The sequence below is a fragment of the Streptomyces sp. NPDC007983 genome, from assembly GCF_042958345.1.
Lineage (GTDB): Bacteria > Actinomycetota > Actinomycetes > Streptomycetales > Streptomycetaceae > Streptomyces.
The window spans coordinates 102,979-116,860 of record NZ_JBIBJI010000016.1 but is presented as its reverse complement, the minus strand read 5'-3'; the positions used below and the strand labels follow the sequence as shown (position 1 = coordinate 116,860).

Below are 13,882 nucleotides of genomic sequence, written 5' to 3'. Positions count from 1 at the left end.
GTCATTGTGCCGCCGGGCCGAGCGTGGCCTCGATGCCCGCGACGATCGTGCGCAGGGCCTCCTCGAAGCGGGTCTCGTAGTCCTCGAAGAGGTCAGCGCCGGCCGCCGCGGTCAGCGGGTAGTCGGGGCCGATGAGGGCGGTCCGTTCCGCCAGGTCGTAGCCGGGTGCGCGCTCGCCCGCCATGGGCTCGACGGCCTGCTCCTCGATCACGAACCCGAGGGTGAAGCTGTACGCGATGAACGCGGCGCGGGCGGCGGCGCCCGGGGTGAAGCCCGCCGCCACGAAGGCGCCGAGCTGGGCCTCCATGGGGCCCGCGTGGTCGGTGCCGATGAAGCGGGTGCCGCTGAAGACCTTCGCCCCGTCGCGGTACCCCAGCAGGGCGCGGCGCAGGGCGCGCTGGGAGGCGATGAGACGGGCCTGCCAGGGCGCCGCCGGGTCCAGGTCGGCCGACTCCTCGGCCAGCCGCCGGAACATCGCGGTGGCCATCTCGTCCAGCAGCGCCTGCTTGTTCTTGAAGTGCCAGTAGAGGGCGGGCGCCTGGACGTTCAGCTCCTTGGCGATGCGGCGCAGGGTGAGCCCTTCGAGGCCCACCTCGTTGAGCAGCCGCAGCGCGGTTTCCACCACCTGGTCCCGGTCCAGTCGCGTCGTCGCCATGCTCTCATCCTCGCAGCTCAGCCCGGCCCCCTTGACAGCTTAACAATGTTAAGTGCATCCTCGGCGCCATGGAACTTAACAACGTTAAGGACGCGGACGTACTGATCGTCGGAGCGGGCCCGGCCGGGCTGACCCTGGCCATCGACCTGGCCCGGCGCGGCATCGCGGCGCGGATCGTGGAGCGCGGCGAGCGGCTGTTCCCGGGGTCGCGCGGCAAGGGGCTCCAGCCGAGGACGCAGGAGGTCTTCCACGACCTCGGGGTCATGGACGCGGTCCGGGCGGCGGGCGGCCCGTACCCGCCGATGATGGGCTGGGAGGGCGACCGGCGGCTCGGGGCGTTCGAGATGATCGTCCGCAACGACCCCACCCCCGGCGCCCCGTACCACGACATCTGGATGCTGCCGCAGTGGCGGACCGCCGAGATCCTGTACGCGCGGCTGCGGGAGCTGGGCGGCGAGGTCGAGTTCGGCGCGGAGTTCACAGGCCTGACGCAGGACGCGGACGGCGTCACCGCGCGGCTCGCGTACGCCGACGGCTCGACCGGAGCCGTACGGGCGGCGTACGCGGTGGCCGCCGACGGCGGTCGCAGCGCGGTCCGCCAGGCGCTCGGCATCGGCATGACGGGCGAGTCCGTCGACCCGGTCCCGCGGCTGGTGGCCGACATCCGGCTGACCGGCCCGGACCGCGACCACTGGCACGTGTGGCAGCAGGCGAAGGGCGGCGGGCTGTCGCTGTGCCCGCTCGCCGGGACCGACCTGTTCCAGGCGCTGGCCCAGTACGACGACGAGGACGCCGTCCCCGACCCGGCTCCGGAGGCGGTGCGGCGGCTGATCGCCGAGCGGACGCATCTGACGGAGTCCGATGTGGGCGAGGTGCTGTGGGCCTCGCCGTTCCGCGTCCGGGCGGCGATGGCGGAGCGGTTCCGCGACGGGCGGGTCTTCCTGGTGGGCGACGCGGCGCACGTCCACTCCCCCGCGGGCGGCCAGGGGCTGAACACCGGCATCCAGGACGCGTACAACCTGGGCTGGAAGCTGGGCGCCGTGCTGCGGGGCGGCGCGGATCCGGCGCTGCTGGACTCTTACGAGGAGGAGCGGATGCCGGTCGCCGCCGGGGTGCTGGGCATCAGCACCCGCATCCACCGCGCCGGGATGGCCGGCAACGCGAAGGAGCCCCGGCGCACCGCCGAGGTGCACCAACTGGGGCTGACCTACCGCGGCGCGGCACTCGCCGTCGACCTGCGATCCACCGTGGCCGAGACCGCGCTACGCCCCGGCGACCGCGCGCCCGACGCCCCCTGCACACTCCCCGACGGCACCCCGTTCCGTCTCTTCGACGCCTTCCGCGGCCCACATGTGACGGTGCTCGCACTCGGCGGCGCGGAACCGCCCGCCCCCGGCCGCGCGTCCGTGGTTGCGTATCGTGTCGGCGGCCCGGCCCCCGATCTGCTCGACCCGGACGGCCACATCCGCGACGGGTACGGGGATCAGGGCGTCTTCGTCATCCGGCCGGACGGGTACGTGGGGTGCGCGGCCGATCGCGCCGCCGACCGTACGGACGAGATGACGGGATATCTGGCCACGTTGGGCACGTAGGACGATACGACGGGAAACCGCACAGCGGGTACGGATAACATCGCGGAGCGCACATCCATTGACCGCTCTCATGCGTCCCTGGCTCGACGGCTTTCCCTCTGGACGGCCGCGCCCACCGGGACATTGGAGTATTCATTTGAAAACCACCACCAAGCGCATGCGTCGTCTCTCCGCGCTGAGCGTTCTCGCCGCGGGATCCGTCCTGGCCTCCGGGGCGTTCGTCCCCGCGCAGGCCGCCACCGCCGCTGCGCCCACGATCACCGCCAAGGGCGGGTACGTGATGAACAACGGGACGGGCAAGGACCTTTACAAGAAGGCCGCCGACACCCGTCTCTCCACCGGCTCCACCACCAAGATCATGACCGCCCGTGTGGTGCTGGCCCAGCCGGGCCTGAACCTCGACTCCAAGGTCACGGTCCAGAAGGCGTACAGCGACTACATCGTCGACAACAACTGGGCCTCCTCGGCCCGGCTGATCGTCGGCGACAAGGTCACCGTCCGCCAGCTGCTCTACGGGCTGATGCTGCCGTCCGGCTGTGACGCCGCGTACGCCCTGGCCGACAAGTTCGGCACCGGCTCGACCCGGGCCGCGCGGGTGAAGTCGTTCATCGGCAAGATGAACTCCACCGCCAAGAGCCTCGGCCTGAAGAACACGCACTTCGACTCGTTCGACGGCATAGGGCACGGCCAGAACTACTCCACGCCGCGCGACCTGACGAAGCTCGCGAGCAACACGATGAAGTACTCGACGTTCCGCTCGGTCGTGAAGACGAAGAAGACCACGCAGAAGACCGTCACCAAGAGCGGCGGCTACCGCAACATGACGTGGGAGAACACCAACCCGCTGCTCGGCACCTACTCGGGCGCCATCGGCGTGAAGACCGGTTCGGGCCCGGAGGCCAAGTACTGCCTGGTCTTCGCCGCCACCCGCAGCAACAAGACGGTCATCGGCACCGTCCTCGCCTCCTCCGCGGTGGGCACCCGCACCACCGACGCGAAGAAGCTGCTGGACTACGGCTTCAAGCGGTAAGGACGCACGCACACCGGAAGGGGCCTGCTCGCGCGCCGCGCGAGCAGGCCCTTCGCGCTTATCAGGCGGTGTGCGTCACTCCGCACCCGCCCGGCGGTAGAGGTCCAGGGCCTCGTTGCCCAGCGTCGGGTGGTACTCGTTCTGCCCCGCGCTCACGCTGATGTTGCCGACGAGGTAGCCCGCGCCGTTCGCGAAGTCGGCGAGGAAGCCGCCGCCGCTCGAACCGCCGGTCTGGACGCAGTCGATGCCCCACATCGTGGAGCCCGGACGGCCGGGGTCGGGGAACTCGTTGCCCTCGCAGTGGTTCAGCCGCTCGCCGTTGCCCTCGGCCGCGGAGCCGCCGTAGCCGAAGGAGTGGACGTGGCGGCCGGTGGGCGAGTTGAAGGCGATGCCCTGCGCGCCGACGGTGTCGACCAGCGACCGGCCGTTCAGCGTGCTCATCACGGCGAAGGCGTAGTCCCAGTTGGCGTTGCCCTGGGTGGAGACGTACTGGGGCTCCCAGAAGAGGCGGCGCGCGGCGAAGGTGCCGAAGGGGCGGTTGCCGTTGTTGTAGCCCGGGATGAAGACCCAGTTGCGGTAGCCCGTGCCGGTGGCGGCGTCCACGGTGCAGTGGCCCGCGGTGAGGACGACGGACTTGTTGTCGCTGTTGGCGACGGTGGCCGAGCAGGCGAAGGTGCCGCCCGAGGCGTTGTTGAAGAACACCTTGCCCGCGGTGGTGCTGATCAGCCCGCCGCCGGTCCAGGCGGTGGGCGAGGTGGCGCGGACCGAGGGCGACTCGGGCGTCGCGGCGGCGGGGCCCTGGACCGGCGGCACGGTCACCGGCTCGCCGGTCGTGGGCGCGTTGCCGAGGTGCGCGGCGCGGGCGGCGGGCAGGGTCGTGACGTCCTTGGCGCCGCGCAGCCGCTCGGGCGTCCAGTAGCGCTCGGCGGCGCGCTGGTCGCCGGCGGATATGGCGGCGCCGAAGTTCTCAGCAGGGGCCGGGGCGGGGGCGGCCTGGGCAGCGGTGCCCAGGGTCACGGTGGCGAGGGTGAGGGCGCTGAATAAGGTACCGACGCGTCTCATTGGCGGTCGACTCCAAGTCAGTTGAAGTGCCCGGACGCCGGACGACGACAACGTTGTCCGACGCGTTGTCGACACGTAGGGTGCCATGGCGGGCACGGCCCGCCACGACACCCGGCGCCTTCTCTAGGGATAGCCCTATATCGGGGTCACACCCAGGGCTTGTCCGGCGGATCGGATACCGCGCGGTGTGCCCGGCGCGACGGCGGACCGTACGGCGACTGCCAGGCCGGCCGCCCACTTATCCCCATGACGGCGCGATCGCTTCAAGGACTTCGCGCAGTGATGTGACGCCGTCAGAAGCGAGGAAGTGACCGGCTCCGGGGACCACCTCTGCGGAGACCCCGAGCAGGCCGGCGAGACGGTCGGTGTGACCAGGGGGAACGTATGGGTCCGCGTCCGACCGGATGATCGTAAGTCGCCCGACGTGGTTGCTGAGCTCCTCCACGTCGCAGCCGTCTCCGATGTAGGAGTTCAGTTCCGGAAGCGCGGGCAGCTGGTCGACGAATCCGGAGACCAGCACGAGGGTGCCAAGGCGCCAAGGGGCCGGAAGTGATCGCAGGTAGCGCAGCACTGTCAGGCAGCCCAGGCTGTGCGCGACGATGATCGAGTTCTCGTCAGGCGTTCCCACGTCGGTGCGTACGGTTTCCGTCCACTGCGCGGGGTCTGGGTCTTGTGGGTTCGGGAGGGCCGGGATCGTGGTCACGATGCCGGCCGTGTCGAGCTGTTCGCCCAGCCAGCCGAACCAGTGATCTTCGGGGGATGCCCCGTAGCCGTGGATGATCGAGGCACGCCGCTGGGTTGTTCCTGTTGTCATGCCGCAGGACGGTATGGGTTCACGTCAGCGTGAAGGTCAAGCCGATGAGGGGGAAGTAACGGTGCTGATCAGCGAACTCGCCGAGCTGACCGGAGTGAGCACGCGAGCGCTGCGCCACTACGAGGACCGAGGACTACTGGTCCCGGCTCGCAACAGCAGCGGGTACCGGAACTACGCCGAGTCCGACGTCACCCGCGTAGCGCAGATCAGGACGATGATCTCCGCCGGCTTGGGCACCTCGACCATCCGGCGGTACCTCGACTGCGCTCGCAGCGGCGAACACGGCACCACCCTGGAGATGTGCCCCGACCTACGAGCCGAGCTGGCTGCCCTGGCCCGACGGCTCGACGCCAGGCAAGCCGAACTCCGTGCCGCACAACGGCGATTGAGCGAGCTCACATCCGGTGGCTGAGGCGGATGACCAGACGCCGCCGGCCGGGTCGGGATCAGCGGGGCGTCAGCGGTGGATCAACGAGGCCCCTGGCGGCGGTACAGATGTCGCAATCCACACCGGAACCAGAGGCCTCGCCTCGTTCACGAACCACTCACGGCGCGTCGCCCGCCTGGAGCGCCCCGCCGAAGTCCAGCAGCACCTTGCAGGACTGGCGGCGGTCGGCGGCCTGGGCGAACGCCTCCGCCGCCTCCCGCACCGGGCGGACCCCGCTGATCAGCGCGTCGAACGACGGCTCCGCCGCGAGCAGCCGCAGCGCGTCGTCGAACTCCTCGTGGAAGCGGAACGCGCCGCGCAGGTCGATCTCCCGGGCGACCAGCAGGTTTCCGGCGAACGGGCTCTGCCCGGGCGGCAGCATGCCCAGCTGGACGATCACCCCGCCGCGCCGCACCCGGTGCAGACAGGTGTCGAGCCCGGCGGCGACGCCCGACGCCTCGATCGCGACATCCACCTCATCGGTGGGCCAGTTCGGGTCGTCCGGGTCATCGGCCCGTACGCACGCCGTCGCACCGGCCGCCGCCGCGAACTCCAGGGCCCGGGGCAGCACATCGGTCGCGGTGATGGCCGCGGCGCCCGCCGCCCGCGCGGCGGCGATGGCCAGACAGCCGATCGGCCCGGACCCGGTGACCAGCACATGACGTCCGGTCAGATCGCCAGCGCGGCGCACCGCGTGCAGGGCGACGGACAGCGGTTCGGCGAGCGCCGCCCGGCGCGGGTCAAGACCCTCGGGCAGGGTCCGCAGCTGTCCTGCGGGTACGGCGATACGGGACGCGAAGCCGCCCTGTACGTGGGGGAAGCGCGCCGCGCTGCCCAGGTAGCGGGTGTCGCGGCAGATGTTGGCGCGGCCGCCCGCGCATTCGGGGCACACCCCGCACGGCGTCGCCGGGTGCACGGCGACCGGGGTGCCGGGGGCGGGCCCGCTCGCGCCCTCGCCGTACGACACGACCGTGCCGACGACCTCGTGCCCCAGCACCATGGGCTGCTTCAGCCGGAAGTCGCCCACGCCGCCGTGCTGGTGGTAGTGGAGATCCGACCCGCAGATCCCGCCGTACCGGATCGCCACCAGCGCCTGGCCGGGCGCCACCTCCGGTTCGGGGAGTTCGTCGACCCGCAGATCTCCCTGCCCATGGATCACACAGCCCAGCACCATCCGCCCTGCCTCCTTCGTCATGTGGTTCACAGCACGCTCGTCATGCCGCCGTCGACATACAGCACCTGCCCGCTGACGAAGTCGGCGGCGGGCGAGGCGAGATAGAGCAGCGCCCCGATCAGGTCCTCGGTGCGGCCCCAGCGGCCCGCCGGGGTCCGGCCGCGCACCCAGGTGCTGAACTGCTCGTCCTCGACGAGCGGCCGGGTCAGCTCGGTCTCGATGTAGCCGGGACCGACCCCGTTGACCTGGATGCCGTACGGGCCCCAGTCGGCGCACATGCCCTTGGTGAGCATCTTCAGCGCGCCCTTGGTGGCCGAGTACGGGGCGATGCCCGGGCGGACCACCTCGCTCTGCAGCGAGCAGATGTTGACGATCTTGCCGTGGCCGCGGGCGGTCATACGCCGCGCGGTCTCCCGGCCCACCAGGAACGCGCTGGTCAGGTTGGTGTCCACGATCTGCCGCCAGGCCTCGTCGGTGAACTCCAGCAGCGGTGCGCGGTTCTGCATCCCGGCGTTGTTGACCAGGATGTCGAGCGGGCCGACCCGCTCCTCCACGTCGGCGATCCCGGCGGCGACGGCCGGGCCGTCGGTGACGTCGAAGGCGGCGGTGTGCACGCCCGCCTCCGCGCCGCCGAGTTCGGCCGCGGCCTTGTCCAGGGCCTCCTCGTCACGGCCGTTGAGGACGACCGTGCAACCGGCCTCCACCAGGCCGCGGGCGAGCGCGTGCCCGATGCCGCGGCTGGAGCCGGTCACCAGGGCGGTGCGGCCCGCGATGTCGAAGAGCGGATGTGTCGTCATGACGTACGTATTCCTTCCGGGCCCTTCCGGACCTCAAATGACCAGCGACAGCAGCAGGACGAAGACGAGCGCGACGACCGAGATGACCGTCTCCATCACGGACCAGGTCCGCACCGTCTGCCCCACGCTCATCCCGAAGTACTCCTTGACCAGCCAGAATCCCGCGTCGTTGACATGGCTGAAGAAGAGCGACCCGGCGCCGATGGCGAGCACCAGCAGCGCCACGTGGGTGGTGGACATGTCGGCGGTGAGCGGCCCCATCAGCCCGGCGGCGGAGATCGTGGCCACGGTCGCCGAGCCGGTCGCCAGCCGGATCGCTACCGCGATCAGCCAGGCGAGCAGCAGCGCGGAAACGTTCCAGTCCTTCGAGATGTCCATGATCATGTTGCCGACGCCGATGTCGATGAGTGTCTGCTTGAAGCCGCCGCCCGCCGCGACGATCAGCAGGATTCCGGCGATCGGGGCGAGCGAGTGCTCCACGGTGCTGGAGATCCGGTCCCGGGTGAAGCCCGCCGCCCGGCCGAGGGTGAACATGCCAACGATCACCGCCGCGAGCAGCGCGACCAGGGGGTTGCCGATGACGTCGGCGACCCGCTGGACGGTGTTCTCCGGGTCGTCCACGGCGATGTCGACCAGTGCCTTGATCAGCATCAGCACGACCGGAAGCAGCACGGTGCCCACGGTGGCGGCGAATCCGGGCCGCCGCTCCAGGTCCTCCGAGGGGCGCGTCGGCATCAGCCGGTCCGGCGGGGTGACGTCGACCCAGCGGTCGGCGAAGCGCGAGAAGACCGGGCCCGCGATGATCGCGGTCGGCACCGCGATAAGGACGCCGAGCGCCAGGGTCACGCCCAGGTCGGCGTGGACCGCGTCGATCGCGGCGAGCGGGCCGGGGTGCGGCGGCACCAGGCCGTGCATCACGGACAGGCCCGCGAGCGCCGGAATGCCGATCCGCATCACGGAGAAGTTGCCGCGCTTGGCGACCAGCAGCACCACCGGGATCATCAGCACCATGCCGACCTCGAAGAAGAGCGGCAGGCCGATGATCCCCGCGATGAGAACCATCGCCCAGGGCATCGTCCGGTTGCTCGCCTTGGCGAGAATCGTGTCCACGATCTGGTCGGCGCCCCCGGAGTCGGCCAGCAGCTTGCCGAGGATCGCCCCGAGGGCGATCAGCACGCCGACGCCCGCGACGGTGTCGCCCAGCCCGCCCGAGAAGCTGGTGATGACCTTGTCGAGCGGCGCCCCCGCGACGGCGCCGAGCGCCAGCGAGCCGATCGTCAGCGACAGAAACGCGTGCAGCTTGGTCTTGGTGATGAGCAGGACGAGAACGGCTATGCCGACGAGGACGGCTATGCCCAGCTGTGCGTGACCGGCCGACGTGATCGGGTCGACGGTGTCCGCTGCCAGCATCTCGGCGCTGAGTCTGGTCACGGAGGGTTCCTAACGTGCGTGACTGACGTGGTGGGCTATCGCAGCGCGGCGACGGCCCGCTCGGTGATGGTCTCGGGGCCCGGGGCGATGTCGACGGCGATGCCGTGCTCGTCCGGCTGGAGCGGCTCCAGGGTGGCGAGCTGCGAGTCGAGCATCTTCTCGGAGAAGAAGTGGCCCTTGCGCTCCTTCATCCGGTCGGCGATCAGCTTGCGGTCGCCGGTCAGATGGAGGAAGACGACACCGGGCTCGGCGGCGCGCAGCCGGTCCCGGTAGCTCCGTTTGAGCGCGGAGCAGCTGACCACGCCGCCGTGGCTCACGTGGTCATGGGCCCAGGCGCCGATGGCGTCCAGCCACGGCCTGCGGTCCTCGTCGTCCAGCGGGGTACCGGCCGACATCTTGGCGATGTTGGCCGGTGGGTGGAAGTCGTCGGCCTCGGCGTACGGCACACCGAGTGCGTCGGCCAGCAGGGGTCCGATCGTGGTCTTGCCCGTACCGGACACTCCCATGACGACGACCAGGGGGGCATGCATGTGGAAAACCTCGCTGTCTGCTCCGGTGCTGTCTTCCTCGACTGTCTTTTCGACCTCGGCACCGCTGGCAGCACACTCAACCCCACAGGTACGACGTATTCAAGAGTTCGTGACTTAAAAGTCATACTTAAATGCGAGGGGCTGCGCAGGCGGCCACGTAGTCTGACCCCATGGACAACCAGGGGCCCGCAGGCCGGGGACTGCACGCTCGGGTGCTGGCGTCCCTCGGGCCCGCGATCACCGCGGGCGACTACCCGCCGGGGACGGTGCTGCGCACCGACGAGCTGGAGCGCCGCTTCGACGTCTCACGGACCGTGGTCCGCGAGGTGGTGCGGGTCCTGGAATCCATGCACCTGGTCCGCTCCCGCCGCCGCGTCGGGGTGACCGTCCTCCCCCCGGAGGAGTGGGACGTCTTCGACTCGCAGGTCATCCGCTGGCGCCTGGCCGGCCCCGACCGCCCCCGCCAGCTGCGCTCCCTGACCTCCCTGCGCTCGGCCATCGAACCGGCCGCCGCCGCCCTGGCCGCCGGGCACGCCACCGCCGAGCAGTGCGCCGAGCTGACCGAGCACGCCCTCAACATGGTCGCCACCTCGCGCGGCGAGCAGCTGCCCGCCTATCTCGTCCACGACGTCGCCTTCCACCGGGTGATCCTGCGCGCCTCGGGCAACGAGATGTTCGCGCGCCTCGGCGACGTGGTGGCCGAGGTGCTGGCGGGCCGCACCGAGCACCAGGTGATGTTCAGCGACCCGGACCCGGAGGCGGTCACCCTCCACGTCCGGGTCGCCGAAGCGGTCCGCGCGGGCGACGCGGAGCGCGCGGAGCGCTACACCCGCGAGATCACCGTGGGCGCGATGCGCGAGCTGGACATCCTGGCGCCGTAGGCCCCTGGGCCCCGGGCGGCTCACCGACCGCGTGACCGTTCGTCAGAATTCCAGGACCGCGCGGTAGCGGGCCCGCCCGCCCCGCACGCGGTCCAGCGCCTCCTCGATGCGCGACACCGGGTACGTCTCGGTCTCCGCCCGGATGCCGTGCCGGGCCGCGAAGTCGAGCATCTGCCCCGTTTCCACGGGGGTCCCCACGAGCCCCCCGGCGAGGGTCTTCTCGCCCAGCAGCAGGGACAGCGGATGAACGGTGAACGCGGACTCGGGCACCCCGACGACACTCAGGCTCCCCTGCGGCCGCAGCGTCGCCAGGTACGCGTCCCACGGCAGGTCCGCGGAGACGGTCGACAGGACGAAGTCGAACGCCCCGGAGAGCCCCGCGAGCCCCTCCCCCGCCGTGCCCGCCACGACGAATTCGTGCGCCCCGAACCGCCGGGCGTCGTCCGCCTTGGTGGCCGTCGAGGAGAGGGCGGTGACATGGCACCCCCACTTCGCGAGGAACTGGAGGGCGAGGTGGCCCAGGCCGCCCACGCCGACCACGGCGACCCGGTCCGTGGGCCGCACCCCGTGCCGCACCAACGCCGAGAACACCGTCGAACCGGCGCACATGAGCGGCGCGGCCTGCTCGGACGCGAGGGCGTCGGGGAGGGGCTGCACATACCGCCAGTCACCGGCGCGCACCTGGGTGGCGAACGCGCCACCGTCGCCACGGAGCACGAGGTCGTCCTTGTCCTGGCAGAGATGCTGTCGACCGCTCAGACACCACTCGCAGGCGAAACACGCGCCGGCGGTCGCCCCGACGCCCACCCGCTGCCCGATGGACAGCCGGGTGCGGTCGACCGCGCTGCCCAGCGCCGCGACGACGCCGACCGCCTCGTGCCCGGCGACCACCGGGAAGCGGGAGATGCCGTGCAGGTCGTCGATCATGGCGACGTCGGTGTGGCAGACACCGCAGTGGGTGACGGCGACATCCACTTCGTGGGGGCCGAGGGGCGCGGGCTCGTACTCCCGCACCCGTACCGGCCCTCGGGCTTGCTCCACCGCATATGCGCGTACGGACACGGGTTACCGCCTCTCCGGAAAACCAACTAGTTAGTTTTACAGTAGGGCAGAGAACCGCGGAGGGCAACCAACCAGTTGGTAATCTGGCGCCATGTCCCCCGCGAAAGCCGACGCCACACGCCGCCGCCTGCTGGACGCCGCCACCGAGGACTTCGCCGCCCACGGCGTCGCGGGGGCGCGCGTGGACCGCATCGCGGCCGCCGCCGCCGTCAACAAGGCCCAGCTCTACGCCTACTTCGGCGACAAACTCGGCCTGTTCGACGCGGTCTTCCGCCTGCACGCCGACGCCGTCGCCGACGCCGTCCCGTTCACCGCCACGGACCTCGCCAACTACGCCGTGCGGCTCTACGACGCGTTCCTCGCCCGCCCGGATCTGGTCCGCCTGGTGACCTGGGCGAAGCTGGAGGGGATCCACACCGGAAGCCTGGCGCCCGGGAGTCCGGCGGTCGCCGCCAAACTGCGGGCGCTCTCCGAGGCGCAGCGGAACGGCGGGGTCATCGCCTCGCTCGACCCTCAGGACATCCTCGCCCTGATCACCTCCATGGCCCTGACCTGGTCCGCGGCGAGCCCCTACGCCACCGCGACGCAGGACGACCGCCCCGAGGAGCACGACCGCCGCCGCCGGGCCCTGTCGGAGACGGTGCGGCGGTCGTTCGTCTGCTCATGAGGGCGGGCGCCCCTCACGCCTACGGCCGGACGTAGGGCCGGGTCATGATCTCCATGTTGTGGCCGTCCGGGTCCTCGAAGTAGGCGCCGCGGCCGCCGAAGAGGTCGTTGACCTTGCCGGGTTCGGTGTGGTGCGGGTCCGCGTAATAGGTGACCCCGGCCGTCTCCAGCCGGGCGATCATGCCGTCGAACCGCTCCTCGGGGACGAGGAACGCGTAGTGCTGCGCCTGGATCGGCTCGTCCCGCTTCTCGTAGTAGTCGAGCGTGACGCCGTTGCCGAGGTCGACGGGCAGGAACGGCCCGAACGGGGCGCCGACCTCCAGGCCCAGGACCGTGGCGAGGAACTCGGCGGACCGGTGCCGGTCCGAGGCGTAGACGGCGGTGTGGTTCAGCTGGATGTTCATGTGAGGTGTCTCCGTGTCGTCGTGGTGGCGGCGCAAAAGGCCGCGGTGCGAAACGATGAACAACGGAGAGGGGCGGCGGGGCTCTGGCCCGCCTCGCGCTCACGCCGAGGCCGGGCGCCTCGCTCGTGAATGGCCCTCAGGGGCCGACCCGGCAGTCACCCGACCGAACCTACCGGCCGCCACCAGGAACATCAACAGGGCTCCCGGGCTTGGAAGTTGCCGTCAGCGGCGCCGCAGCGACGGGTCGAGCAGCGCGGGCGGGGTGTCGTACTTCTCGTGCGGCGCGAGGTCGGTGCCGGGGGCCACGATGGCGTCGATCGCGTCGAGGACGTCCGCGGAGAGCACGGTGTCGGCGGCGGCGAGTTGCCCGTGCAGATGCTCCAGGGTGCGGGGGCCGATGAGCGCGCTGGTGACGGCGGGGTGCGCGGTGACGAAGCCGAGCGCGAGCTGGATCATCGTCAGGCCCGCCTCGTCGGCCACCTTGGCCAGCTGCTCGACGGCGTCGAGCCGGGCCCGGTTGGCGGGAATGGCGGTGTCGAAGCGTTCCGGCATGAACGCCGAGCGGCTGGTGGCGATCTCCCGGCCCGCGCGGACCGCGCCCGACAGCCAGCCCGAGGCCAGCGGGCTCCACACCAGCACCCCGAGCCCGTACTGCTCGGTCACCGGCAGGACGTGGGTCTCGACCCCGCGCTGCAGTATCGAGTAGCTGGGCTGCTCGGTGACGTAACGGCTCAGGTGGTGCTCGCGGGCGGCCCACTGGGCCTCTACGAGGCGGTAGGCGGGGAAGGTCGAGGAGCCGAAGTACCGGATCTTGCCCGCGCGCTGGAGGTCGGTCAGGGCCGACAGCGTCTCCTCGTCGCCAGTGCTCGGGTCCCATCGGTGGATCTGGTAGAGGTCCACGTGATCGACGCCGAGCCGGCGCAGGCTGTTGTCCAGCTCGGTGACCAGCCAGCGGCGTGAACTGCCCCGGTGGTTGCGCTCGTCACCCATGGGCATGCCCGCCTTCGTGGCCAGCACGATGTCGTCGCGGCGGCCCGCGATGGCCTTTCCGACCATCTCCTCCGACTCGCCGTCGCCGTACATGTCGGCGGTGTCGATGACGTTGATCCCGCCTTCGAGGGCGGCGTCGACGATGGCGGTGGCCTCGTCCTGGGTGGTGCGCCCGATCGCGCCGAAGTTCATCGCGCCGAGCGCGAGAGTGCTGACCTGTACGCCGGTGCGGCCCAGGGTGCGGTAGTGCATGGTCGTGTTCCTCCATCGAGGGCAAGGCATGGCTTGGTCGCGGGTCCCCGCTCTGCCATCATGAGCAAACGGAACCTCGTTCCACTTGACGATACGGAACGCTGTTCCGCTTTGG

The 13,882-nt window shown here is 71.0% G+C and carries 15 protein-coding genes; 5 read left to right on the top strand and 10 right to left on the bottom strand.

Annotation, left to right across the window (positions count from 1 at the left end):
* Nucleotide 1: 1 nt before the first annotated feature.
* Complete coding sequence (locus ACFZCY_RS35000; protein ID WP_391182581.1) at nucleotides 2–655, bottom strand: TetR/AcrR family transcriptional regulator C-terminal domain-containing protein; 654 nt, start codon at nucleotides 653–655, stop codon at nucleotides 2–4.
* 68 nt (nucleotides 656–723) lie between these two features.
* Here ACFZCY_RS35000 and ACFZCY_RS34995 point away from each other — a divergent pair, with 68 nt between their 5' ends.
* Together ACFZCY_RS34995 and ACFZCY_RS34990 are read left to right on the top strand one after the other, a co-directional pair.
* Nucleotides 724–2,247 (top strand): FAD-dependent monooxygenase, encoded by a 1,524-nt coding sequence (locus ACFZCY_RS34995; protein ID WP_391182578.1) that lies wholly within the window; start codon nucleotides 724–726, stop codon nucleotides 2,245–2,247.
* Nucleotides 2,248–2,404: 157 nt separating this feature from the next.
* Complete coding sequence (locus tag ACFZCY_RS34990) at nucleotides 2,405–3,277, top strand: D-alanyl-D-alanine carboxypeptidase family protein (RefSeq protein WP_391182575.1); 873 nt, start codon at nucleotides 2,405–2,407, stop codon at nucleotides 3,275–3,277.
* A 75-nt stretch (nucleotides 3,278–3,352) separates the two neighbouring features.
* On the opposite strand, the gene ACFZCY_RS34985 is transcribed toward ACFZCY_RS34990, so the two are convergent.
* Together ACFZCY_RS34985 and ACFZCY_RS34980 are read right to left on the bottom strand one after the other, a co-directional pair.
* Nucleotides 3,353–4,294 (bottom strand): trypsin-like serine peptidase, encoded by a 942-nt coding sequence (locus ACFZCY_RS34985; RefSeq protein WP_391182572.1) that lies wholly within the window; start codon nucleotides 4,292–4,294, stop codon nucleotides 3,353–3,355.
* 283 nt (nucleotides 4,295–4,577) lie between these two features.
* A complete protein-coding gene (locus ACFZCY_RS34980; protein ID WP_391182569.1) occupies nucleotides 4,578–5,153 on the bottom strand; it encodes an alpha/beta hydrolase in 576 nt (191 codons plus the stop codon).
* 61 nt (nucleotides 5,154–5,214) lie between these two features.
* On the opposite strand from ACFZCY_RS34980, the gene ACFZCY_RS34975 reads away from it, so the two are divergent.
* Nucleotides 5,215–5,565 (top strand): MerR family transcriptional regulator, encoded by a 351-nt coding sequence (locus ACFZCY_RS34975; protein WP_391182566.1) that lies wholly within the window; start codon nucleotides 5,215–5,217, stop codon nucleotides 5,563–5,565.
* A gap of 133 nt (nucleotides 5,566–5,698) precedes the next feature.
* On the opposite strand, the gene ACFZCY_RS34970 is transcribed toward ACFZCY_RS34975, so the two are convergent.
* The 4 genes from ACFZCY_RS34970 to ACFZCY_RS34955 are packed head-to-tail and all read right to left on the bottom strand — an operon-like array spanning nucleotide 5,699 to nucleotide 9,512.
* On the bottom strand, nucleotides 5,699–6,754 hold the full coding sequence (locus tag ACFZCY_RS34970) for an alcohol dehydrogenase catalytic domain-containing protein (protein WP_391182855.1): 1,056 nt from the start codon (nucleotides 6,752–6,754) through the stop codon (nucleotides 5,699–5,701).
* Between the two features lie 26 nt (nucleotides 6,755–6,780).
* Nucleotides 6,781–7,551, bottom strand: a complete 771-nt coding sequence (locus tag ACFZCY_RS34965; protein WP_391182563.1) for a glucose 1-dehydrogenase — start codon at nucleotides 7,549–7,551, stop codon at nucleotides 6,781–6,783.
* A gap of 33 nt (nucleotides 7,552–7,584) precedes the next feature.
* Nucleotides 7,585–8,982 (bottom strand): gluconate:H+ symporter, encoded by a 1,398-nt coding sequence (locus tag ACFZCY_RS34960; protein ID WP_391182560.1) that lies wholly within the window; start codon nucleotides 8,980–8,982, stop codon nucleotides 7,585–7,587.
* 35 nt (nucleotides 8,983–9,017) lie between these two features.
* Nucleotides 9,018–9,512, bottom strand: coding sequence for a gluconokinase, GntK/IdnK-type (locus tag ACFZCY_RS34955; RefSeq protein WP_391182554.1), 495 nt, complete (start codon nucleotides 9,510–9,512; stop codon nucleotides 9,018–9,020).
* 170 nt (nucleotides 9,513–9,682) lie between these two features.
* Here ACFZCY_RS34955 and ACFZCY_RS34950 point away from each other — a divergent pair, with 170 nt between their 5' ends.
* Nucleotides 9,683–10,393, top strand: a complete 711-nt coding sequence (locus ACFZCY_RS34950) for an FCD domain-containing protein (protein WP_391182543.1) — start codon at nucleotides 9,683–9,685, stop codon at nucleotides 10,391–10,393.
* 42 nt (nucleotides 10,394–10,435) lie between these two features.
* Here ACFZCY_RS34950 and ACFZCY_RS34945 read toward each other — a convergent pair whose 3' ends face one another.
* Nucleotides 10,436–11,455, bottom strand: coding sequence for an alcohol dehydrogenase catalytic domain-containing protein (locus ACFZCY_RS34945; protein WP_391182540.1), 1,020 nt, complete (start codon nucleotides 11,453–11,455; stop codon nucleotides 10,436–10,438).
* A gap of 91 nt (nucleotides 11,456–11,546) precedes the next feature.
* Here ACFZCY_RS34945 and ACFZCY_RS34940 point away from each other — a divergent pair, with 91 nt between their 5' ends.
* On the top strand, nucleotides 11,547–12,122 hold the full coding sequence (locus tag ACFZCY_RS34940; RefSeq protein ID WP_391182537.1) for a TetR family transcriptional regulator: 576 nt from the start codon (nucleotides 11,547–11,549) through the stop codon (nucleotides 12,120–12,122).
* Nucleotides 12,123–12,141: 19 nt separating this feature from the next.
* Here the strand turns inward: ACFZCY_RS34940 and ACFZCY_RS34935 are convergent, their stop codons facing one another.
* Together ACFZCY_RS34935 and ACFZCY_RS34930 are read right to left on the bottom strand one after the other, a co-directional pair.
* Nucleotides 12,142–12,525 (bottom strand): VOC family protein, encoded by a 384-nt coding sequence (locus ACFZCY_RS34935; RefSeq protein WP_391182534.1) that lies wholly within the window; start codon nucleotides 12,523–12,525, stop codon nucleotides 12,142–12,144.
* Nucleotides 12,526–12,747: 222 nt separating this feature from the next.
* The gene (locus ACFZCY_RS34930; protein WP_391182532.1) at nucleotides 12,748–13,767 is read right to left on the bottom strand and encodes an aldo/keto reductase; all 1,020 of its coding nucleotides are present in this window, start codon (nucleotides 13,765–13,767) and stop codon (nucleotides 12,748–12,750) included.
* Nucleotides 13,768–13,882: the final 115 nt, after the last annotated feature.

What these genes read in the sequence shown, in the direction of transcription:
- ACFZCY_RS35000 (WP_391182581.1), bottom strand. Translation starts at nt 655, where the DNA reads ATGGCGACGACGCGACTGGACCGGGACCAGGTGGTGGAAACCGCGCTG.
- ACFZCY_RS34995 (WP_391182578.1), top strand. Translation starts at nt 724, where the DNA reads ATGGAACTTAACAACGTTAAGGACGCGGACGTACTGATCGTCGGAGCG.
- ACFZCY_RS34990 (WP_391182575.1), top strand. Translation starts at nt 2,405, where the DNA reads ATGCGTCGTCTCTCCGCGCTGAGCGTTCTCGCCGCGGGATCCGTCCTG.
- ACFZCY_RS34980 (WP_391182569.1), bottom strand. Translation starts at nt 5,153, where the DNA reads ATGACAACAGGAACAACCCAGCGGCGTGCCTCGATCATCCACGGCTAC.
- ACFZCY_RS34970 (WP_391182855.1), bottom strand. Translation starts at nt 6,754, where the DNA reads ATGGTGCTGGGCTGTGTGATCCATGGGCAGGGAGATCTGCGGGTCGAC.
- ACFZCY_RS34965 (WP_391182563.1), bottom strand. Translation starts at nt 7,551, where the DNA reads ATGACGACACATCCGCTCTTCGACATCGCGGGCCGCACCGCCCTGGTG.
- ACFZCY_RS34955 (WP_391182554.1), bottom strand. Translation starts at nt 9,512, where the DNA reads ATGCATGCCCCCCTGGTCGTCGTCATGGGAGTGTCCGGTACGGGCAAG.
- ACFZCY_RS34950 (WP_391182543.1), top strand. Translation starts at nt 9,683, where the DNA reads ATGGACAACCAGGGGCCCGCAGGCCGGGGACTGCACGCTCGGGTGCTG.
- ACFZCY_RS34940 (WP_391182537.1), top strand. Translation starts at nt 11,547, where the DNA reads ATGTCCCCCGCGAAAGCCGACGCCACACGCCGCCGCCTGCTGGACGCC.
- ACFZCY_RS34935 (WP_391182534.1), bottom strand. Translation starts at nt 12,525, where the DNA reads ATGAACATCCAGCTGAACCACACCGCCGTCTACGCCTCGGACCGGCAC.
- ACFZCY_RS34930 (WP_391182532.1), bottom strand. Translation starts at nt 13,767, where the DNA reads ATGCACTACCGCACCCTGGGCCGCACCGGCGTACAGGTCAGCACTCTC.